The following is a 19,828-nucleotide window of genomic DNA, read 5'->3' as shown; positions in this document are numbered from 1 at the left end:
AGTTCCTTAAACCTGGCTGATGAATTTGTGGGTGAGATAGTGCTCGATGCCTTCAATGCCGCCTTCGGAGCCGTGACCGCTTTCTTTCATGCCGCCGAACGGGAGCTCGGTCGCGACGATGCGATATTGGTTGATCCCGATCATCCCGGCCTCCAATCCGTCGGCAACGTCAATGGCCGTGCGCGCGCTGGAGGTGAACGCGTAAGCGGAGAGTCCGTAGGGCAGGCGGTTGGCTTCTTGCAGTCCATCGGCCAGTTCATCGAACGGCATCAGTACGGCAATGGGGCCGAAGGGTTCTTCGTGCATGACGCGGGCGTTCATCGGCACATCCGCCAGAACCGTGGGCTGGAAGAAGTAGCCTTCGCCTGACAAGGCTTCACCACCGACCAATACCCGTGCACCTTTCTCAACGGCATCGGCGACCAGCTCTTCCATCTTGGCCAGCTGCCTTGGGTTGGCCAACGGTCCGACTTGTGTGTCCGGATGCAGGCCGTCACCGATTCTCAGCGCTTGGGTCGCAGCGACAAACTGATCGACAAAGGCTTGATAGGCGCCACGCTGGATCAGAAACCGGGTGGATGAAATACATACCTGCCCGGTGCCGCGAAACCGGTTGGCGACGCCCTCAACGGCAGCTTTTTCAATGTCGGCATCCTCGAAGACCAGCACCGGTCCGTGCCCACCCAGTTCAAGGGTGATGGGTTTCACGCCTTCGGCAGCGCGTGCAGACAGCAGGCGCCCGATCGGTACTGAGCCGGTGAAGGTCACTTTGCGAATGATCGGCGAAGCGATCAGATGGCTGGACACTTGATCCGGTACGCCAAAGACCACTTGCAACACACCCTTGGGCAATCCTGCATCGTCGAGTGCACGCGCCAGGGCCAGCGCTGTAGAGGGGCTTTCTTCACCTGGTTTGAGAATGACGCTGCAACCGGCGGCCAGTGCTGCCGAGAGCTTGCGTGCCGGGGTGATGGCCGGGAAATTCCACGGTGTGAATGCGGCAACCGGGCCGATGGCCTGGCGTTTGACCAGTTGCAATACGCCTGGACGATTGGACGGGACCACACGGCCATCGATACGCCGGGCGCTTTCGGCGAACCATTCGAAATACTCCGCCGCGCGGGTCACTTCATCCAGGCTTTCATTCAGCGGCTTGCCTTCCTCCAAGGTCATCTGCGCGGCAATCTGCGGCGCACGTTCGAGGATCAGGTCAGCGGCACGCTTGAGGATCTTGGCGCGTTTGTCAGGCACAGTCTGACGCCATTGTTCGAAGCACAGGCGAGTCACTTCAAGGGCGTGATCAAGGTCGTCTGCGGTGGCGAGTGGGACGCGTCCGATTTCCCGACCGGTTGCCGGATTGACGACGGCGGCAGTATCGCGCCCTTCGGCACCGATCCATTCACCACCGATGAAAAGATAAAGCGGATCGTAGGAAGTCTTCATGCTGTGTCCTTCAGTTGGTTGTCAGAGATTCGTATGAAACCCGGCGCCTGATCAGGCGGCCTGTGCAACCCAGTCTATGGAAGGAGAGCCCATCGATTTAGACGGGCCAAAGGGAATCATTGTTGTCGGCAGAGGTAATATCGAGCCGCGGGCCGAACGTGTAGCATCCGGAAAAAAGCGGGTTGTCACGGTGAGCGTCAGATCTACAGGAAGGTCGCGATGGATAAGCTTTCGAACATGTCGGTGTACATAAAGGTTGTCGAGATGGGCAGTTTCACGGCCGTGGCCAATCATCTGGACTCAACGGTCGGTAACGTATCGCGTGCTGTCTCCGCGCTTGAAAACGTGCTCGATGCGCGCCTGTTGCAACGCTCGACCCGACGCCTCTCGGTCACCGATGCGGGGCGACGGTTCTATGAGCGCTGCACGAAAATTCTGGCTGATCTGGAGAGTGCCGAAGCCGAAGCCAGCAATGCCGCGCTGGAGCCTCGAGGAACAATGCGTGTGCATTGCGTCCCCGGGCTGGCTCGGCATCTGGTCACGGGGGCGGTGCTGGAGTACCGCCGGCAGTTCCCGGAGGTGACGGTGGATTTATTGCTCTCGCAACGCATGCCGAACCTGTTGGAAGACCAACTGGATGTCTCGATTCTGATTGCTCGGGCGCTACCCGATTCGGCGTACGTCAGCCAAAAGATCGGTGTCAGCCATTGTGTGCTGGTGGCGTCACCTGACTACCTGGCCCGACATGCGGCTCCCGAGACGCCTGAAGACCTGCGTGATCACCAGTGTCTGCTGTTGGGCACCGTGGATTATGTGCGGGATGAGTGGCAGCTCAGGAGCAAGGCGGGGGACGCGACGTTTGTCCCGACAGGGCCAAGTTTCAGCGTCAACGATATGGATGCGATGGCACATGCCATTCGAGAGGGGGCGGGGATTGGGTTGCTGGCCGGGTTCACGGCCATCGAGGATTTGCGTTCCGGGAAGCTTGTGCGGGTTCTGCCTGACTACCACACCTATGAGCGCAACGTTTACGCCGTCTATACCTCCCGGCAGTTCGTCGATGCAAAAATCACGCGCTTTATCGACACCTTGAAGGATCGGGTTGGCAGTCTGCTGGCAGCCACGGCCAAAGAACTTATCGATTGAAATCCTGGCAGGTCATGTGCGTCGGTACGACTGCGCAAACATCCGGCACCGGGTCTTCAGAGATGACCTTGGCGACATCAAGGTGGCTGCCGTAGGCGTATTGCTCGATCTGTCGAGTCTTTGCAGGACCGTCGTGTGCCGCTGTCACAGAGCTGAGGGTATGCGAATGTTCGATTCGTGACTATATGTTTCATTGGTCACGATTTGTAAGTCCTCGAGAGGGTGAGTAAGCTACGCCCATGAATCAGCCATCCCTATCTTCGCCCGGCCCTCGTGGCCCAGTCGATCACGACATTCGTGATCAGATTGTCGCGGCAGCCAATGAACACTTCAGCCAATACGGCTATGGCAAAACCACGGTCTCCGATCTGGCCAGGGCCATCGGTTTTTCCAAGGCGTACATCTATAAGTTCTTTGATTCCAAACAGGCGATCGGCGAAGCGATCTGCTCAAACTGTCTGGGCCAAATCGTTGCAGCGGTAGAACAGGCTGTTAACGCAGAGGCGATTTCGCCGACCGAGCGTTTCCGCCGCCTGGTGAAAACCGTGATAGCAACGGGTGTGGACCTGTTCTTCAATGATCGCAAGCTCTACGACATCGCTGCATTTTCCGCCGGGGAGCGCTGGCCCAGTGCCCAGATGTATGAAGACCAGATCAAGCGCTTTATCTTCGACATCGTGCGTGAAGGGCGGGAGCTCGGAGAGTTCGAGCGCAAGACCCCACTGGACGAGACCGTCGAGGCGATTCATCTGGCCTTGCGCCCCTTCGTCAACCCGTTGCTGCTGCAGCACAATCTGGATTTTATCGAGGTAGCGCCCACGCTGACCTCCAACCTCATTCTGCGTAGCCTGATGCCCTGACCCAGCGCAGATTACCTGTTCAGGTGAGCTGAGCCACAGCGCGACATCCCCCCAACCGGATTTCCTGTTCCCGGCACCTGTGTGCGGAGACGGTGTTCAATTTTACTCTTGGTGACCATTGACTGAAATGGTCACTTGGATAGTATGGCTTCGCTGTCTTTCTCGATGTTGTTTTTCAGTGATCCCATAGAGTCCAGATAATGAAAAAAATAATGCTCAAGAGTCCCGTCGGCCTGGCGGTCGCGCTGGTGTCCTCCAATGTGTTGGCCGGTGGTTTTGCCCTCAACGAACAAAGCATCAGCGGGATGGGTTCCGGTTTTGCCGGGCGATCTTCATCAGCCGAAGACGCCAGTACGATCTACGGCAATCCGGCAGGCATGGCGCGGCTTAAACGAGAGCAGGTGAGCGTGGGGGCGGCGACGCTGTTCGCCAAATCGGACATCAGCCAGACACGCAGTACGTTTGGGGGAAAGGAAGACGGCGACATGGTGCCCACCACTACAGTACCGATGGGGTATTACGTCAAACCGATCGATGAACATTGGGCATTTGGTGTCGGGTTCTATGTGCCTTTCGGGCTGATCACCGACTACGGCAGTGGATTTGCCGGACGCTATTACGCCAACAAAAGTGAAGTCACCACACTGACCTTTCAACCGACCATCAGTTACGCGTTTAACGAAAAGGTATCGATCGGGTTCGGGCCGACCATCAATCGTATCGGCGGAGAGATATCGGGCATGGTACCCAATCCACTCAGCCCGGGGCGCAATGACGGCAAGCTCAAAAGCACCGGCGATGACACTGCACTGGGTTTCAATGCTGGCGTGCTGGTGCAGGCGACCGAACAGACCCGCCTGGGCCTGACGTATCACTCCAAAGTCAGTTACCACCTGGACGCCAAAACTAAGGTCACCGATGGCATCTTCAGCGTACTGGGCGTCAGCGGCCGTAGTTACGACGCATCGCTGGATGTCGACACGCCTGAGTCAGTGGACTTTTCGCTGACGCATCAATTCAACAACGACTGGACGCTTTATGTGGGCAGTACCTGGACGCGCTGGAGCCGCTTCAAGGAGCTGACGATTGAGAACAGCGGCTTGCCGCCCTTGCTCAGCGGTCAATTGGGGACGATCAGCGAAGAGCAGAACTGGCATGACACCTGGGCTCACGCGATCGGTGCGGCCTATCAATTGAACAGCCAATGGGTGCTGCGTGGCGGGTTTTCGGTCGATCAGTCACCCGCCAACAACACCAATCGGGGGCCGCGCATTCCGACGGGCGACCGTAAGGTTGTCAGCATCGGCGCCGGCTGGACACCCGTGGACAATGTCACGATCGATCTCGCGTATTCCTATCTTTGGGAGGAAAGCGTGGAGGTCAACGACACCTCGGCAGCGAGAGGTGCCTACAGTGCCAAGTACAAGAATAGTGCCAGCGGGTTCGGAACGTCGGTCAGTTACCGCTTCTAGTTGAGCGCTATCAAGCCAAATGCGGATCGGGAGTACACGTGTCTCCCGACTCTTGAAACGATCTGGGGTTGCTGCTCAGCGCGCCGCTACAGAACCCGGCTCAACGGGTTGCCATCCTCCACCGAGCGACTTGAATACCGCCACCGCCGCACGGGCCGATTCAGTCCGCGCCTGCGCTCTGGCGTCGGAGGCCTGCAACAATGTTTCGTCGGCGTGCAGGACATCGATCAGGCTGGCGGTGCCTCTTTCATAGGCGGTGAACGAGGACTGGCGAGCTTGAGTCAGCGCCGCTTCGCCGCCGGTAAGGGTAGTGGTCTGGGCTTGCCGATTCACCAGTGAGGACAGCGCGTTCTCTACATCTTCGGTGGCGCGCAGTACCGACTGGCGATAGACCGCCAATGCTTCAGATTCCTGACCTTTGGCCTGATCGATCTGGGCGTTGATGCGTGCGAAGTCGAATAGCCTCCAGCGCAAACCCAGCACACCGGCCGACTGGCTTGCGCCGCCGGTGAAAAGATTGCCACCGGATACGGCTGTCGCGCTGCCGAGCAAGGCGCTGAGTGAAAATTTCGGGTAGTACTCGGCAATGGCTTCACCGATGCGCGCGTTGGAGGCCGCAAGACGGCGTTCGGCCACGATCAGATCCGGTCTGCGCCGCAGCAGATCTGCCGGTGTGCCCAGCGCAGTCAACGACGGCACATCGGGAATTTCGCCCTCACGTGCCAGTTGCGTGCGGTGAGAGCCGGGAGGCGTGCCGAGCAGCACGTCCATCGCATTCATGGCTGCTTCCAGACCGCTTTGCAGTACCGGAACGGTCGCCTGGACTTGCGACAATTCACCCTCGGCCTGACGCACCTGGTACTCCGCGGCCAGGCCCTTGCCGTAAAGCAATCGGACTTTCTCCAGCAACGCGTGTCGGGTGTCGACTTGCCGGTTTGCAATATCCAGCCGTGCCTGTAATCCGCGCAGGGTGATGTAGATATCGGCCGTTTGCGCGGCGATCGCCAGCCGTGTAGCGGTGAAGCCCGCTGCTGAGGCCTGGTACTCGGCCAGTGCTGCCTCACGTCCACGGCGCAGCCCACCAAAGACATCGACTTCCCAGCCCGCCTCGAGGTTGGCCTCGTAAGAATTGCCATAACGGTCATAGCCAGGTGTTGAATTCAACACCTGGCCCAGTGGCGTCTCGACGGACTGATAAGCGCGTGCCGCCTGTGCGTTGATGTTTGCCGAGGGCAGCAGTGCTGCGTTTGCGGCTCCCAGGCCGGCCCTTGCCTGGGTGACGCGCGCCGACGCTTGTGCCAGATCCAGATTCTGCTGCAGTGCCTGGTTGATGAAGTCGGTCAGCAGCGGATCATTAAAGTTTTTCCACCAGGCGGCGAGACCGTCCGGTGTCAATCCGGATCGCGGTTCGACAGCGGGCTGCCCCAGGTAATGGTCCGAAAGCGGGGCGTCTGGACGACGGTAATCCGGACCCACCGCACAACCTGCCACGAAGCTGGCGGTAACCAAAAGAGTAATCGTACGGAGGGGAGGCATCGGCGTTCCTTAACGAGGTTTGTGACCATAATACGTATTGGTCACAACGTGTCAATCAAGGGTGATTGAACGTATTGGCCGATTAAACGGGTATTTTAGACAGGCATGATAAAGCCGAAGCGTCGGATACTTCATATTCAGTGACTGTTGACGATAGTGGTCACAGGGTCGAGAATATGATGACCATCCTATTTCTAGTAAGGGAACCTATGCGCCGGCTCCGAATTTTCCCCATCGCCGCATGCCTGTTGCCACTCGCCCTGGTAGCGTGCGGTGATTCTTCCTCCGTAGTCGACCCGCGTACTCAAGCGCCTTTGGTCCGGGCCACCGCCGTTCAGGCAGCGGCCGACGGTTCCCGATCTTTTACGGGGGTGGTGACGGCGCGCACTCAGGGCGACCTGGGCTTTCGCGTATCGGGCAAGGTGCTTGAGCGTCTGGTTGACACGGGGCAGACCGTCAAGCGCGGTCAGCCGTTGATGCGGCTTGATCCCATCGACTTGGGGTTGCAGGCGCGCGCGCAGCAGGAGACGGTCATCGCCGCACGGGCCCGCGCCAGGCAGACAGCCGATGACGAAGCCCGCTATCGCACCCTGGTCAGCGCCGGCGCCATTTCCGCATCGGCCTACGATCAGATCAAAGCCGCCGCAGATACCGCCAAGGCGCAACTAAGCGCCGCTGAAGCTCAAGCGGACGTTGCACGCAACGCTTCCGGTTATGCGGTGCTGGTCGCCGATGCCGATGGCGTTGTGGTGGAAACACTCGCCGAACCCGGACAAGTCGTCAGCCCGGGACAACCGGTGGTTCGACTGGCGCGGGCAGGGCAACGCGAGGCCATCGTGCACTTGCCCGAGACGTTGCGTCCCGCAGCAGGATCCACCGCTCAAGCCACGCGCTACGGCGACGTTTCGGGGGCTGTTACCGCGAAACTGAGGTTGCTTTCGGATTCGGCGGACCGCACGACGCGTACGTTCGAGGCCCGCTATGTACTGGAAGGCGCGCTGGCCAATGCACCGATAGGTTCGACAGTCACTCTCAGAATAGCGGAGGGCTCGACACCTGCCGCGTCGTTGCAAGTGCCCATTGCCGCGCTTTACGACGCCGGTAAAGGCCCTGGAGTGTGGGTTATCGGCGGCACCCCGCCAACCGTGACCTGGCGACCGGTTCAGGTGCTGGGGTTGAGCGACGAATCGGCCCGAGTGGCCGGCGACCTTCGCGTTGGCGAGCAAATCGTTGCGCTGGGCGCTCATCTGTTGCGCGAAGGTGAGTCAGTAAGAATGCCTGTGCCTGATGCGGCCACCGTCGCCGGGAGTCGTCCATGAGCGAAGGACGATTCAACATTTCCGCCATCGCCGTTCGCGAGCGGGCGATTACAGTCTTTCTGATTTTCCTGATTGCCGTTGCCGGCATCCTGGCGTTCTTCCAGTTGGGGCGTGCCGAAGACCCTCCTTTTACAGTCAAGCAGTTGACCGTCATCACGGCGTGGCCGGGGGCGACCGCACAAGAGATGCAGGATCAGGTCGCAGAACCCCTGGAAAAACGCCTGCAAGAGCTCAAATGGTACGACCGCTCGGAAACCTATACGCGGCCGGGGCTCGCTTTCACGATGGTCTCGTTGCTCGATAGCACGCCCCCTGCGCAAGTGCAGGAGGAGTTCTATCAGGCGCGTAAAAAACTCGAAGATGAAGCCATCAAGTTGCCGGCGGGCGTCATCGGGCCGATGGTCAACGATGAGTATTCGGACGTGACCTTTGCGCTGTTCGCCCTGAAAGCCAAAGGCGAGCCCCAGCGCTTGCTGGTCCGCGATGCTGAGTCGATGCGCCAGCGTCTGTTGCATGTGCCGGGGGTGAAGAAGGTCAACATCATCGGCGAACAAGCCGAACGGATATTTGTTTCGTTCTCTCATGACCGGTTGGCGACCCTGGGCTTGTCACCGCAGAACATCTTCGCCGCGCTGAACAGTCAGAACGCGCTGACCCCGGCCGGATCAATCGAAACCAGCGGGCCACAGATTTTTCTGCGTCTCGATGGTGCGTTCGACAAACTGCAGAAAATCCGCGACACCCCTGTGGTCGTGCGAGGGCGGACACTCAAGCTGTCTGATGTGGCGACGGTCGAACGCGGTTATGAAGACCCGGCAACCTTTCTGGTGCGCAATAACGGCGAAGATGCGCTGTTGCTCGGCGTAGTGATGCGCGAGGGCTGGAATGGTCTTGATCTGGGCAAGGCGCTGGAAGCCGAGACCGCAAGGATCAATGAGGAAATGCCACTGGGCATGAGCCTCTCGAAGGTCACCGACCAGGCGGTGAACATCGACTCTGCCGTCGGCGAGTTCATGGTCAAATTCTTCGTCGCGCTGCTGGTGGTCATGCTCGTCTGCTTTCTCAGCATGGGCTGGCGTGTCGGCGTGGTGGTCGCCGCCGCCGTACCTTTGACCCTGGCGATCGTGTTTGTGGTGATGGCAGCCACCGGCAAAAACTTCGACCGTATTACCCTCGGGTCGTTGATCCTGGCGCTGGGGCTGCTGGTCGATGACGCGATCATTGCCATTGAAATGATGGTGGTGAAAATGGAGGAGGGCTACGATCGCATCAAGGCGTCTGCCTATGCCTGGAGCCACACGGCGGCGCCGATGCTGTCCGGAACTCTGGTGACGGCGATCGGTTTTTTGCCGAACGGTTTCGCTCAGTCAACCGCCGGCGAATACACCAGCAACATGTTCTGGATCGTGGGCATCGCTCTCATCGCTTCGTGGGTCGTGGCCGTGGCGTTTACCCCTTATTTGGGCGTGAAACTGTTGCCGGACATCAAGGCAGTCGAGGGTGGACACGCGGCCATCTACAACACGCCGCGATACAACCGCTTCCGCCGGGTTCTGACCCGGGTCATCGCGCGCAAATGGTGGGTCGCGGGCATGGTTACCGCGCTGTTCTTCGTGGCGGCGGCGGGCATGGGGCTGGTGAAGAAACAATTCTTCCCGACCTCTGACCGTCCCGAAGTCATGATCGAGGTGCAAATGCCCTACGGCACTTCCATCGAGCAGACCAGCGCCACGGCTGCCAAAGTCGAAGCCTGGCTGCGCCAGCAAAACGAGGCAAAAATCGTCACGGCTTATATTGGCCAAGGGGCGCCGCGTTTCTTTCTGGCGATGGCGCCGGAACTGCCCGATCCGTCGTTCGCCAAGATCGTGGTGCTGACCGACAGTCAGGAGGCACGGGAAACCCTCAAATTGCGTTTTCGTGACGCGGTCGCTCAAGGGCTTGCCCCTGAGGCGCGCCTCAGGGCATCGCAGATTGTGTTTGGTCCTTATTCGCCATTTCCAGTGGCTTACCGGGTGATGGGGCCTGATCCGGCCAAGTTGCGCGTGATCGCCGAGCAGGTGCGGGGCGTGATGCAAGACAGCCCGATGATGAGAACCGTGAACACTGATTGGGGGCCGCTGACTCCGTCGTTGCATTTCAACCTGGATCAGGACCGTCTGCAGGCAGTGGGGCTGACATCGACTGCGGTTGCACAGCAATTGCAATTTCTGCTCAGCGGAGTACCGATCACGGCGGTGCGTGAAGATATTCGTTCAGTGCAGGTCATGGGGCGGGCAGCGGGGGATATACGGCTCGATCCGCAACAAATCGAAGGCTTCACTTTAGCCGGTGCGTCGGGACAGCGAATCCCCTTGTCGCAGATAGGCGAGGTCGATGTGCGCATGGAGGATCCGATCCTGCGCCGGCGTGATCGCACCCCGACCATCACCGTGCGCGGCGACATTGCCGAGGACTTGCAGCCACCGGATGTTTCCAGTGCGCTGCTGAAGCAACTGGAGCCGATCATCGAGAAGCTGCCTTCCGGTTACCGGATCGAGCAGGCGGGCGCGATCGAAGAGTCCGGCAAGGCCGGCAAGGCGATCCTGCCGTTGTTGCCGATCATGATTGCCATGACCCTGGTCATCATCATTGTGCAGGTCCGTTCGATCTCGGCGATGATCATGGTGTTCCTTACCTCGCCGTTAGGGTTGATTGGTGTGGTGCCGACACTGCTCATCTTCAGTCAGCCGTTTGGCATCAATGCGCTGGTCGGGTTGATTGCACTGTCGGGGATCCTGATGCGCAATACGCTGATTCTGATCGGTCAGATTCATCACAACGCGCAAGAAGGGCTGGATCCGTTTCACGCTGTCGTCGAAGCCACGGTGCAACGTGCACGACCGGTACTGTTGACGGCCCTGGCGGCAATCCTGGCGTTTATTCCCCTGACACACTCGGTGTTCTGGGGGACGCTGGCCTATACCCTGATTGGCGGCACGCTCGTCGGCACCATCATGACGCTGGTGTTCCTGCCCGCGATGTACTCGATCTGGTTCAAGATCCGTCCTGACCATAAGGGGCAAACTGAAAAAATAAATCCGACACAGGTATAAAAGCTTGAAATCGAGGCCCGCTTTGTCGTGCCTCTTTGCCCCCCTTACTACTCATCTTTTGACTGGTCACATCTGGCAGGATCACTGACAGTTTTGTCGTTATCCGAACGTGCATATTGGCCGTGACAGACATTCACGCTGATCCGCTTCTGGCCGTAAGCTGCCTACGGACATCACCGAATACCCATTGGATGAGTTCTGAGTTTCTTGATCCAGGCTGGAACGCTGGAATGGAACGGGAGGGTTGCGGAAATAGCTGAAAAGATGCGGAAACGATCCAGAAAGGGAGGTCCAAAAAACGCGAGTTCCAGAAACGACAAAGCCCTGAATAATCAGGGCTTTGTCGTATCAAATATGGCGGAGGCGATGGGATTCGAACTCATGGACCTGTTACAGTCGACGGTTTTCAAGACCGATATTCAAAGCCAATGAAACCGGGGCTTGTAGCCGATTTTCGTTACGATACGTTTATTTTTCGACACCTCTACAGCCCGCATTCTACAAGGGGCGGATTTTGAGTTTTGTAACGGTTTTTGGGGCTATTTCGATGGCTTGGCAATGGCGCCAATTCGTCGATAGACGCGCTCGGTAATGTCTCCTTTGGTGTGCCCCAAGAGTAGGCTCGCATCGCCGACGTCGAGGATTTCCGACGCCGCTTTCGGCCTGATGTCTCTGAACTGGAAGCCTCCGATTTTCTCCGCCAGTTGAACATCGCCTTTTTCTTCAGCTTCTTTCTTGGCCCTTTCTCTGGCGTCGTCCCATCGATCGCGAAGCATCTTCGCGGTCATCCGCTTGCCGCGTGCGCTCACGATCAAATAGCTGCAAATGTGCTGAGCATTGCGCTCGGCCATTTTCCCGATCAACAGGCCTAGGCTGTTTGGCTCATCACCGTCAGTCATCTGGATACGCAGCTTTTTGCGTGTCTTGTTCTGCTGCACACCCAAGTATTTTCCTTCGACATCGTCCTTCCTCATGACCAGGACATCTGCCGGTCTTTGCCCGGTCAGATAGGCCAAGTCCATCGCGTCTTTCAGCTCTTGAGCTGCCTTCATGTAAACAGCATCCCAAACCACATCATTTGCGTAATAGTCCCTCGGTGTTTCCTTGTTTTTTCGCACGCCCTGGCAGGGGTTTTCTTTGGTTGTCAGTCCCCATTCTCGAGCAATGTTGAAAACGTGGGAGAGGGTGGCAATCTCGCGATTCGCCCGAACCTTGGCGGTCCGCGCGTCGCGGTACCCTGCGATAGTTGCTGGGGTGATTGAGTCGATGGGAGCGCTGTCGAACATCGGCCGAAGCTGCTTGATCTCCGCCAAATTGTCCTTCTGTGTCCGTGCCGCTTTCTTCGATACGATGTCGCGGATATATCGGTCGAAGATGCCTTTCATGGTGCGCAGATCAAGCGGCTTTTCCTTCGCCTCCAACTCCGCCCATTTGACCCTGGCCAAGTCCATATCCTTGCCCAGCGGAATCGCCTTGCCTGTCATATCCAGATAGTAATAGGCGATCCAAACCTTTCCGCTTTTTCGTATTCGTGTCCACTGGTACATCCGAGGCGGCAAGCTGCGTGTGTCGGCCTTGCGGGGGCGCATATCAATTCACTCGCGAGTAGTCTGGTGTCCATACCGGTGCAGCCGGCGGCGGGTTCGGATCGGCAATCGTAGGGCTGATCATGCCCAGCTTCATGCGGGCATACATGCGGCCCACCAGCGGGCGCTTGCCGCGGCTTTCGACGAACACCCACTGGCGATCAATCAGCCAGCGGCGCTGGTAGGCCCGGGCCTTGTAGCCGGTGAGAGCGGCCAGCTCCTCGTCGGAGAGAATTTCAGTTTCCATTTTGATGCTCCATGCCGCGCCTGGCGGTAGAAGTTGGTGATGGGTTATGCGGGCAACAAACCTTTCGCTTTTGCTTCTGCCCGGCACTGCTCGCGAAACTCCCGAGCCTTTTCGATTGCTTGCTGCTTTGTCGCTGCCTTTCAAGTGGGGCCGACCTGAATGAACTTGCCGCGCAGCTTCCCGCACCAGTGCTTCACGAAATCGCCGTTCTCGATCTGGCAGATGCTGCCGGCCGATGCTTTCGGTGCCGTTGCGTAATCCACCAGCTTCTGGTCGTACGTAAATTCGGGCATGAGGATTCCTCGCCCGCCATACACCGGCAGGCTGTTGAGTTGGGGGAGCGATTACGGGTACTGGCGTTTTATGCGATCGGCGATGCCTTCGAGCTTTTCCGCCATTGCCCACATGTCGTTGTTGTCGCGGCGGGAGACGACAGAAGAGCGGTGCACGTTGCGACCGATGAGCATCTTTGCGGCGAGAAGGATCAGCCAGGCTTCAAACTTTCTGCGGATGAGCAGCTTCATGCCTTCGCCGCCGAGTGCGTTGCGTTCCAGCGCTCGAAGGCTTCTTGCGTGGTGGACGCTTCGACCTTCTCGTCGCAGGTGTAGCAGTGTGCGACGCCGCCGGCCGCACCTACATCGCGGTGCCCTTGCTTGCACGGGTTCATATGCCAGTCGCCATCCTTTGGATTCAGGAACTCGTGCATTTCCGAAAGCACCAGGTCATGCTCCAGGTCGTTCGGCTCGACGTCTTCGTGATAACGAATCTCGGTGTCGAAGTTGGCGACCATGCGGCGTATCAACAATGTAGCCGTATCATTCAGCTGATCCTTTGCGCTCAGGCGTAGTTGCAGGGCGTCGCGCTCTTTGATCGCGGTCGCATGCTTGTCGCGCCAGTACAGCACCGCGTCGAGTTCTTCAGCCGCTGTTACTGGTGCGGCCATTTCGTTTTCTGATGACATGGAAATACCTCGCCGAGAGTCGGCTACAGTTTATTTGTCGTTCACAAGGAGGGCAGGAGAATGGCGTGTTTGATTTGTGGCGAGACGGATATAGAGCTGCTTTCGGCAGGGCATTTCGTGGAGAGAGACTGTCCAGGGTGCGGGTACTACGGCGTTCCTAAACAGCTCGTCAAAGAAATGTCGGTTCGCAAGCAAAAATTTCACGTAGAGCGCACTAGGGCTTACTTGGCGATGAGAGCCGAAAACAAGCAGTCACCTTGGATAACCCCGGTGGATATCAATATTTACCTGTTGCTGGATATCTCAATCCCCTGATAGCGGGTGGAAGAATCGCAGCAACCTAGATGAGTGCTAAACGCATGGGGCGTCCTACGCCGGGGCATGCCCGGGCGGAAAAGTGGGTTGGGTAGGATCTAAAACATCGATTGTTGGAGACAGCATTAAAATGTGTATAAATGCGTGTCTGGCCTCGGACGCGAAGGAATGACATGAAGAAAAATCAGGAAGCAGACTCTGTACCTAATGAGATAGTGGGCAGTGGGCCCGGCCTTTCGGTGAAAAAGCGATGCTTTGTGGTCACCCCAATCGGCGGCGGCGAGTCCCCCACACGAAGAGCCGCAGATGGATTAATAAGTTCAGTATTGAAACCACTCCTGGCAGAGTTAGGTTTCGAAGTTTTTGTTGCCCATGAAATCTCCATAACTGGCTCAATATCAAGGCAAGTTATCGAACATATTCTTGAGGATGAGTTAGTTATTGCAAATCTTTCTGAGCTCAATCCGAATGTGATGTACGAGCTAGCTGTACGGCACTGTACCGGTTTGCCTGTTGTCGCTTTAGCTGAGTCCGGTACGAGACTGCCTTTCGATATCTCAGATGAAAGAACAGTTTTTTATACAAACGACATGCGAGGAGTATATGAGTTAACACCCGCGCTACGTTCCGCCATTGAGGACGTTCTAGTGCGCGGGGAAACGGATAATCCAATTTCGCGAGTGCAGAAAAATCGAGTCCTTTTAGATACTCTGGATCAGGGCGATGCCAAAACAATCCTCATAGAGCGCCTAGATAATATCGAAACGCTTCTGAATGATATTCGATCGCCTCGGTCTCGATGGAAGTCTACAACAGGGATGTATTCAGCAAAAATAAAGCTGGATGGGAGCAAGGAAGATGTCATGGCTTTCGTGGAAAAGCTCTCAAAAGAGCATGGGTTTTATGGCTGCGAAATGGATAATTATACAAATACTGGTGCTGAACTGACAGTAAGGTTTTCGGTTCCAATCGATATGCAACGTATTAGCGCACTTACTAGTGCAGCTGGAATCTCATCGCTAGTAATTTCGATGTGAAAAGTCTAAACGCTACTTCAGGCGCTTGGTGTGATTCGTAGAAGTGGGGTATTTGTGTTCGTCCCGGCATGGGGCCGGAATGAGGAGAGGTAGGTGGCAAAAAAATTAGAGTTCTGGGGCATCCTTTGTACAGTCGTCTATCTGTTGGTGATTGCAACGACCGTTGCATTCAAGTTCGAAAACTTTATAAACCTTGAATTGAATGCTTTGGGTGACTTTCTTGCCGGAGCCTTTGGCCCAATCGCGTTTCTTTGGTTGGTTCTTGGTTTTTTGCAGCAAGGACGAGAGCTGAAGTTGAGTACAGACGCTTTGCAGCTCCAAGCTCAAGAGTTAAAAAACTCAGTAGAACAGCAGTCGATCATGGCATCTGCAGCTTTACAACAGATTGAAGCAGCGCAGCGGGCAATCACGATTCAGCAAGATGAGGCGGAGCGTTCAATAGCTGCCAGCTTTGACGCTAGAGTTGGCCTGAAGACGGGCGGTGGTAAGCCCAATACAATAATGAATAAACTCTATGTCGAGAATCTGGGTAACACGGCTGATCACGTTGTTGTAACTTTTGACCCACCGTTTGATCAGTTGGCAAAAATCGAATTGGGCATGATCAAGGCTGGAGGTAGATGGGAGTGTGAGCTCTTAATAGATGTCTCTCGAGCAGGCTCAATTGGAGAGCTGCTCATCGAGTACATTGGCATGGATGGTAAGAGTCGCAGCGAGTATTTCACTTATCAGATATCTGACGAACATTGGGTCCGCTTTAAAAAACGCAGAACATCATAGCTTGCGCTGAATTTTCCGATCCCACTTTTGCAAACCTCTCAAGCTGTCGCGACTGTTTTTCGCTAATGACGAATTCCGGTCGCGACATGCTGGCAAAGCGCTCTGAATCCTCAACCGGCGTTGCAGCCAGATTTAGAATCAGCGTAGACACCGTTTCCTGCCATTCCTCGAAGCCGTGACGCTCGTCGAGAATCAGTAGGGCGTCATAAAGGCTTTCGAAACAATCAACGTGCGCTTCTCGGCGCCGATGCGATCGAGCAGCGCCTTCTCCTTGGCTCGCTTGTCCTTCTTCAATTGCGCGTTGCTCTTGGCCTTGGCCTACCTCTTCAATTCCGCTGGCCGGCTCGTTACCAGGTGGTGAATCTATGACTCAACTCACACTGGCAGGAGGCCGACATGAGGTTGCAGAGCGATGTAGATGCGCTAGCGGCTATCGAAGAGGACGCTAAAGCGATGCTAAAACGGATAGGGCTGCCGGACGACGCTGTGAAGCTTGAGGTGGTCGTGTTCCTTCGCGAGGTGATCGACCTGGCCAGCTACATGGAGTCGGCACATCAAATCGTTGAGCCACCGAGTTTCGTCTGAGCTGGCGTATTGCCGATCGTTGCGGTATTTGTGTTCGGCCCGGCATGGAGGCGAACTCCATGCACTGAAGCCGCTCGATATGACTCTAAACAGCTGAAGGATCGCAGAATGGACCAACCCGCCTTGGATAATGCTCTGAATCTCAGGGGCTTCTTATCCCCATCAATGGATTTCGTGCGAGAGAAACTCAGGGCTACCTATGCACAGTCCTTTGAAATCGCTGAGTCTGCATCTGACGATGCTCAACGCTCGATGATGGCGGCAGGCGTTGACTGGCAAGAACCGCACATGTTGGCTGCTTTGATTTTTCTGCAGCGGACAGTAAGAAGTTGTCAGGCTGCAATTATTTTATGCGAAAGCGGACTCGTCGTAGATGCTCAAACCGTGACGCGTTCAGCGGCGGAGGCTATGTTTCATGGCGTGGCTTTAATCAATGATCCATCCACATTTTCAAGGATCTCTCGGCAATCCGACATAGACGAGAGAAAGCAAGCTAAGGCGATGATCGACTCCCTATCGACTAGAGGCTTGACCGACCAGAACATAGCGGATCTCACTGAAGTCATTCGCCGGGGCGAGGGTAGTGCTCCAGGTTTTTCAACATATGACGCCGCCCGAATTGCTAACCTCATGCCGATATACGACACCCTTTACCGCGGCCTATCGGTAGCAGCGAGCCACGCAACCTTTAGGTCGATGGATTCTTCGCTCCAAGTCTCGGATGAGCAAGTTGGATTAATAACAGGGCCAACTGACTACCACCTTGAATTTACGCTAGGTCTTGTGCAGAGCTGTCTGGATATAGCTTGTAAGGCTTTAGATGAGAACTTCGTTTCTGAATGATTTAAGGGGCGGTAACTAAACCGTCGGCGCATCGACTTCGTCTTCTGGCTCTGGCGGGTCGTCGGCGAGCGACTTCATTCCAGCGGCCCGAATAATGCGCGACACTTTTTCAGTAACAACGAAAGGTGTCATGACACACTGCAGCATCTTGGCCTGGGTCTCGATGTCGGCGGCGATCAGGTTTCGCAGCAGATTCTGATACACCTCCTGCTGGTTGTTGAAGCCGTGGGTGGCCATGACCCGCTTGAGGTCTGGCTTGAACACGCCGGCCACCTCAATCGTAAACTTCTCGACGCCCAATGCAGCGTCCTTTGCTGCTGCCTTCTCGCGCTTTCTGCGCTGCTTCTTGGCTTCCTCCGTCAGTTCCTTTTCCTCGGCCATGACCTACCTCTTCATTTCCGCTGGCCGGTAAGTCCAGCCAGGTCTGTCGGCGGCGTGTCGTCGCCTGGTTACTGATGCGTTTCATGAGTTGAACTTGAATCCGTTCTCGCTGGCGATCAGCGCAACCCGCTTGACGTGCATGTGCAGTGTCTTGGCCGTATCGCTGATGGTCTTGTCGGCTTCGGCCAGTTCGCGCACCTTCGGGGCGATCTTGTTGCGCTCGACGCGCAGACGGTCGTGGTGCGGTGAGTTTCAAATTGCAGCAGGTACAGCGCGAAGTCTTGGCGTTAAAGACTTCCCCAACACCGATAGGGCCGCAGAGCCAATACGAGCAACCAAACCGCTTGGGAGCAGGCGGAACAAATTACACAGGGGATTGAGAGCATGATGATTCGTAAGCCAGCTGGCCGGCCTTTGGGGGATACAGAATACCTGCTTGAACAGTGGGGCTGGTGGAGGATGGATGGGGCTGGGATTCCAAGTTACGCATCGCCTAACCTCGCGTTGATGCGGCAGGCTAACGCTTATCCATCATCGAGCAAGAGCTACTGCATTACTGACGATTGGGCGACGGCTATCGATGGAGCGGTTGCGAGGCTGACCCATCGCGATCAGCAGATGGGGGACGTTATCTGGCTGTACTTCGGTGCAAAATGGCCCATGTTGCGTGTGGGAAAGCATTACGGGCTAAGCGAGGGAAAGACTAGGGAGTTGGTGCGAGCAGGAGTAGCTTGGATCGACTGTGTTGTTTGTCCAATGTATAAAGTCGCATAATGTGTTAATTGTATATCTGCCGAGCTCGCGTCGGCAGATGTTTGATAAGGCTATAGTTATTTTTAATTAATAATCGGCATAGTCTGGATAGGCAAAAAGTCTGCGTGATCGAGCGTCATCTAGCCATTTGAACGCGTTTTCAAGGCCGTAAATACCAATGATGCTTTCCGCTAGCACGTTGTGTTGCAGAGAAAATAGAGATATCAAAATATTATCAATGGCATTGCTTTTATTGAATATGTGCATGAAGTCATCTTTTAAGTTAGTGCCGTATGCCAAATTAGCATTAGCTTGAGCGAGGTGGATGCCGAACAATCTGTCATAATATTCAACGAATTCCCTGTCGCGCGCGAAATAAAATAGGGTTTCGATCCCGGCTAGATACTCGGCGTCAACTTCGTTAGTGAAGACATCCCATAACTTATTTTGTGGGGCACCTCTCGCTAGCAGGCTCTTTAGCAAACTTTCTCTGTCAAGCGTTGTTTCAGTATATGGTTTGTCCTGATCTTTGCGGAAGTCAGGGTTCTCCTTGAACCACTCATCTATAAATCGCAGCAATTTTTGTTCGGAAATACCTTTGAGTGGGAGCGGGGAGTTGATCAGTGGAGCGAGATTGTAATGGTTTTTTATGAGATCCACGGCCTTAGAAAAGTCCCTACTCCCAAGCCATACTCTGCTTTGATACGATCTTTTACCGAAGTGAATTCCTCATCTCTCCACTTCTCTATGCGTGGTAGCTCTTTAGCAATTCTAAAGATTTCTGGACGAGATAGTTTCTCTGTGAATGAGCCTTGATTGTATTCCGACTGCAACCAGTTATTAAGTTTGTGGAGTGAATCCAGGTTTTTTTCGAGTTCATTAAACTTCTTCTTCAGAAGAATGAAGTTTATGAGGGATACTTCTGTTAAATGCTTCTGAGAGTCGTTGTTGGTTGGGTAGCGAAAAGTTTGGCCGGTTGGATCGATCTCTGCAATATCTAAAATAGTCGCTTCTGCTTTTTGATTTGCGGATATATATCTTTTGTCGATATTCTCAGATTGTGTTTTGAAGAAACTCCAAATCATGTTGATGTCGTGTGAGCTGGATGAGTTGAACTGAATATTGATTTTTTTCAGTTTGGCGATTTCGATGATTTCGTCAATCGCGCCTTTCAGTCTTAATTCGACTGAGTGGCGCATATTGAAACAGACTGGGTAAACAAACTCGTCAACACTGAGGTGAATGCTTTCATCATTGATAACTAGGTCAATTAGAATGTTTGCCGCTTTCGAGAAACCCTCCGAATACTCAATATAACTAGGTTGACCGTTGTTACCAACACAGGCGTTCGCCCATGTGGGTTCTGCTCCACGAAATGTTGGATTTTTGTTAGTCATCAGCCTGGAAATTTCCTTGTTGGGGTCTGAGTCGATGCATTGATGCCATTCTAGGGCGGGTTGTGGGGAGCGCAT

General features: G+C 55.5%; 22 protein-coding genes. 11 read left to right on the top strand and 11 right to left on the bottom strand.

Annotation, left to right across the window (positions count from 1 at the left end):
- Window positions 1-6: 6 nt before the first annotated feature.
- Entirely contained in the window at window positions 7-1,443 is a 1,437-nt protein-coding gene (locus tag J5M72_RS24700; RefSeq protein ID WP_207867443.1) for an NAD-dependent succinate-semialdehyde dehydrogenase, read from the bottom strand.
- 219 nt (window positions 1,444-1,662) lie between these two features.
- Between J5M72_RS24700 and J5M72_RS24695 the strand changes: the two genes are divergently transcribed.
- The gene (locus J5M72_RS24695) at window positions 1,663-2,589 is read left to right on the top strand and encodes a LysR family transcriptional regulator (protein WP_169430164.1); all 927 of its coding nucleotides are present in this window, start codon (window positions 1,663-1,665) and stop codon (window positions 2,587-2,589) included.
- On the opposite strand, the gene J5M72_RS29070 is transcribed toward J5M72_RS24695, so the two are convergent.
- Complete coding sequence (locus tag J5M72_RS29070) at window positions 2,579-2,737, bottom strand: DUF2790 domain-containing protein (protein ID WP_347709529.1); 159 nt, start codon at window positions 2,735-2,737, stop codon at window positions 2,579-2,581. The genes J5M72_RS24695 and J5M72_RS29070 overlap by 11 nt on opposite strands.
- Before the next feature lie 91 nt (window positions 2,738-2,828).
- Here J5M72_RS29070 and J5M72_RS24685 point away from each other — a divergent pair, with 91 nt between their 5' ends.
- Window positions 2,829-3,449 carry a TetR/AcrR family transcriptional regulator gene (locus J5M72_RS24685; protein WP_169430165.1) on the top strand — a complete coding sequence of 207 codons (621 nt, stop codon included), beginning with the start codon at window positions 2,829-2,831 and terminating at the stop codon, window positions 3,447-3,449.
- 200 nt (window positions 3,450-3,649) lie between these two features.
- Entirely contained in the window at window positions 3,650-4,921 is a 1,272-nt protein-coding gene (locus J5M72_RS24680) for an outer membrane protein transport protein (RefSeq protein ID WP_207867441.1), read from the top strand.
- Window positions 4,922-4,996: 75 nt separating this feature from the next.
- On the opposite strand, the gene J5M72_RS24675 is transcribed toward J5M72_RS24680, so the two are convergent.
- Window positions 4,997-6,457: an efflux transporter outer membrane subunit gene (locus J5M72_RS24675; RefSeq protein ID WP_207867437.1), complete on the bottom strand. Its 1,461-nt coding sequence runs from the start codon at window positions 6,455-6,457 to the stop codon at window positions 4,997-4,999.
- Between the two features lie 209 nt (window positions 6,458-6,666).
- On the opposite strand from J5M72_RS24675, the gene J5M72_RS24670 reads away from it, so the two are divergent.
- Together J5M72_RS24670 and J5M72_RS24665 are read left to right on the top strand one after the other, a co-directional pair.
- Window positions 6,667-7,776, top strand: coding sequence for an efflux RND transporter periplasmic adaptor subunit (locus J5M72_RS24670; RefSeq protein ID WP_207867435.1), 1,110 nt, complete (start codon window positions 6,667-6,669; stop codon window positions 7,774-7,776).
- Window positions 7,773-10,868 (top strand): efflux RND transporter permease subunit, encoded by a 3,096-nt coding sequence (locus tag J5M72_RS24665; protein WP_207867432.1) that lies wholly within the window; start codon window positions 7,773-7,775, stop codon window positions 10,866-10,868. Before J5M72_RS24670 ends, J5M72_RS24665 begins: the two co-directional genes overlap by 4 nt.
- A gap of 539 nt (window positions 10,869-11,407) precedes the next feature.
- On the opposite strand, the gene J5M72_RS24660 is transcribed toward J5M72_RS24665, so the two are convergent.
- The 5 genes from J5M72_RS24660 to J5M72_RS24640 all read right to left on the bottom strand — a co-directional run bounded on the left by J5M72_RS24660 (window position 11,408) and on the right by J5M72_RS24640 (window position 13,662).
- Window positions 11,408-12,457 (bottom strand): tyrosine-type recombinase/integrase, encoded by a 1,050-nt coding sequence (locus tag J5M72_RS24660; RefSeq protein ID WP_207867429.1) that lies wholly within the window; start codon window positions 12,455-12,457, stop codon window positions 11,408-11,410.
- Between the two features lies 1 nt (window position 12,458).
- Window positions 12,459-12,701, bottom strand: coding sequence for a DUF4224 domain-containing protein (locus J5M72_RS24655; protein WP_116254797.1), 243 nt, complete (start codon window positions 12,699-12,701; stop codon window positions 12,459-12,461).
- Window positions 12,702-12,841: 140 nt separating this feature from the next.
- Window positions 12,842-12,994 (bottom strand): hypothetical protein, encoded by a 153-nt coding sequence (locus J5M72_RS24650; RefSeq protein ID WP_207867426.1) that lies wholly within the window; start codon window positions 12,992-12,994, stop codon window positions 12,842-12,844.
- Between the two features lie 51 nt (window positions 12,995-13,045).
- The gene (locus J5M72_RS24645) at window positions 13,046-13,225 is read right to left on the bottom strand and encodes a hypothetical protein (RefSeq protein WP_207867424.1); all 180 of its coding nucleotides are present in this window, start codon (window positions 13,223-13,225) and stop codon (window positions 13,046-13,048) included.
- Window positions 13,222-13,662 (bottom strand): hypothetical protein, encoded by a 441-nt coding sequence (locus J5M72_RS24640; protein ID WP_207867422.1) that lies wholly within the window; start codon window positions 13,660-13,662, stop codon window positions 13,222-13,224. Before J5M72_RS24640 ends, J5M72_RS24645 begins: the two co-directional genes overlap by 4 nt.
- 60 nt (window positions 13,663-13,722) lie before the next feature.
- Between J5M72_RS24640 and J5M72_RS24635 the strand changes: the two genes are divergently transcribed.
- From J5M72_RS24635 to J5M72_RS24610, 5 genes are all read left to right on the top strand, one after another.
- Entirely contained in the window at window positions 13,723-13,977 is a 255-nt protein-coding gene (locus tag J5M72_RS24635) for a hypothetical protein (RefSeq protein ID WP_207867420.1), read from the top strand.
- A gap of 173 nt (window positions 13,978-14,150) precedes the next feature.
- The gene (locus tag J5M72_RS24630; protein ID WP_207867418.1) at window positions 14,151-15,014 is read left to right on the top strand and encodes a hypothetical protein; all 864 of its coding nucleotides are present in this window, start codon (window positions 14,151-14,153) and stop codon (window positions 15,012-15,014) included.
- 93 nt (window positions 15,015-15,107) lie between these two features.
- Window positions 15,108-15,794: a hypothetical protein gene (locus J5M72_RS24625; protein WP_207867416.1), complete on the top strand. Its 687-nt coding sequence runs from the start codon at window positions 15,108-15,110 to the stop codon at window positions 15,792-15,794.
- Between the two features lie 396 nt (window positions 15,795-16,190).
- Window positions 16,191-16,379: a hypothetical protein gene (locus tag J5M72_RS24615; RefSeq protein WP_207867415.1), complete on the top strand. Its 189-nt coding sequence runs from the start codon at window positions 16,191-16,193 to the stop codon at window positions 16,377-16,379.
- A 108-nt stretch (window positions 16,380-16,487) separates the two neighbouring features.
- Window positions 16,488-17,222: a DUF5677 domain-containing protein gene (locus J5M72_RS24610; protein WP_207867413.1), complete on the top strand. Its 735-nt coding sequence runs from the start codon at window positions 16,488-16,490 to the stop codon at window positions 17,220-17,222.
- A gap of 15 nt (window positions 17,223-17,237) precedes the next feature.
- On the opposite strand, the gene J5M72_RS24605 is transcribed toward J5M72_RS24610, so the two are convergent.
- On the bottom strand, window positions 17,238-17,603 hold the full coding sequence (locus tag J5M72_RS24605; RefSeq protein WP_207867411.1) for a hypothetical protein: 366 nt from the start codon (window positions 17,601-17,603) through the stop codon (window positions 17,238-17,240).
- A 384-nt stretch (window positions 17,604-17,987) separates the two neighbouring features.
- On the opposite strand from J5M72_RS24605, the gene J5M72_RS24600 reads away from it, so the two are divergent.
- The gene (locus J5M72_RS24600; protein WP_207867409.1) at window positions 17,988-18,377 is read left to right on the top strand and encodes an antiterminator Q family protein; all 390 of its coding nucleotides are present in this window, start codon (window positions 17,988-17,990) and stop codon (window positions 18,375-18,377) included.
- A gap of 66 nt (window positions 18,378-18,443) precedes the next feature.
- On the opposite strand, the gene J5M72_RS24595 is transcribed toward J5M72_RS24600, so the two are convergent.
- Together J5M72_RS24595 and J5M72_RS24590 are read right to left on the bottom strand one after the other, a co-directional pair.
- On the bottom strand, window positions 18,444-19,016 hold the full coding sequence (locus J5M72_RS24595; RefSeq protein WP_207867407.1) for a hypothetical protein: 573 nt from the start codon (window positions 19,014-19,016) through the stop codon (window positions 18,444-18,446).
- Window positions 19,004-19,753 (bottom strand): hypothetical protein, encoded by a 750-nt coding sequence (locus tag J5M72_RS24590; RefSeq protein ID WP_207867405.1) that lies wholly within the window; start codon window positions 19,751-19,753, stop codon window positions 19,004-19,006. The genes J5M72_RS24595 and J5M72_RS24590 overlap by 13 nt, the downstream gene beginning before the upstream one ends.
- Window positions 19,754-19,828 lie beyond the last annotated feature (75 nt).

The sequence above is a fragment of the Pseudomonas sp. 58(2021) genome, assembly GCF_017491585.1.
GTDB lineage: Bacteria > Pseudomonadota > Gammaproteobacteria > Pseudomonadales > Pseudomonadaceae > Aquipseudomonas > Aquipseudomonas fluorescens_BT.
This window is presented reverse-complemented; position numbering and strand designations above follow the sequence as displayed.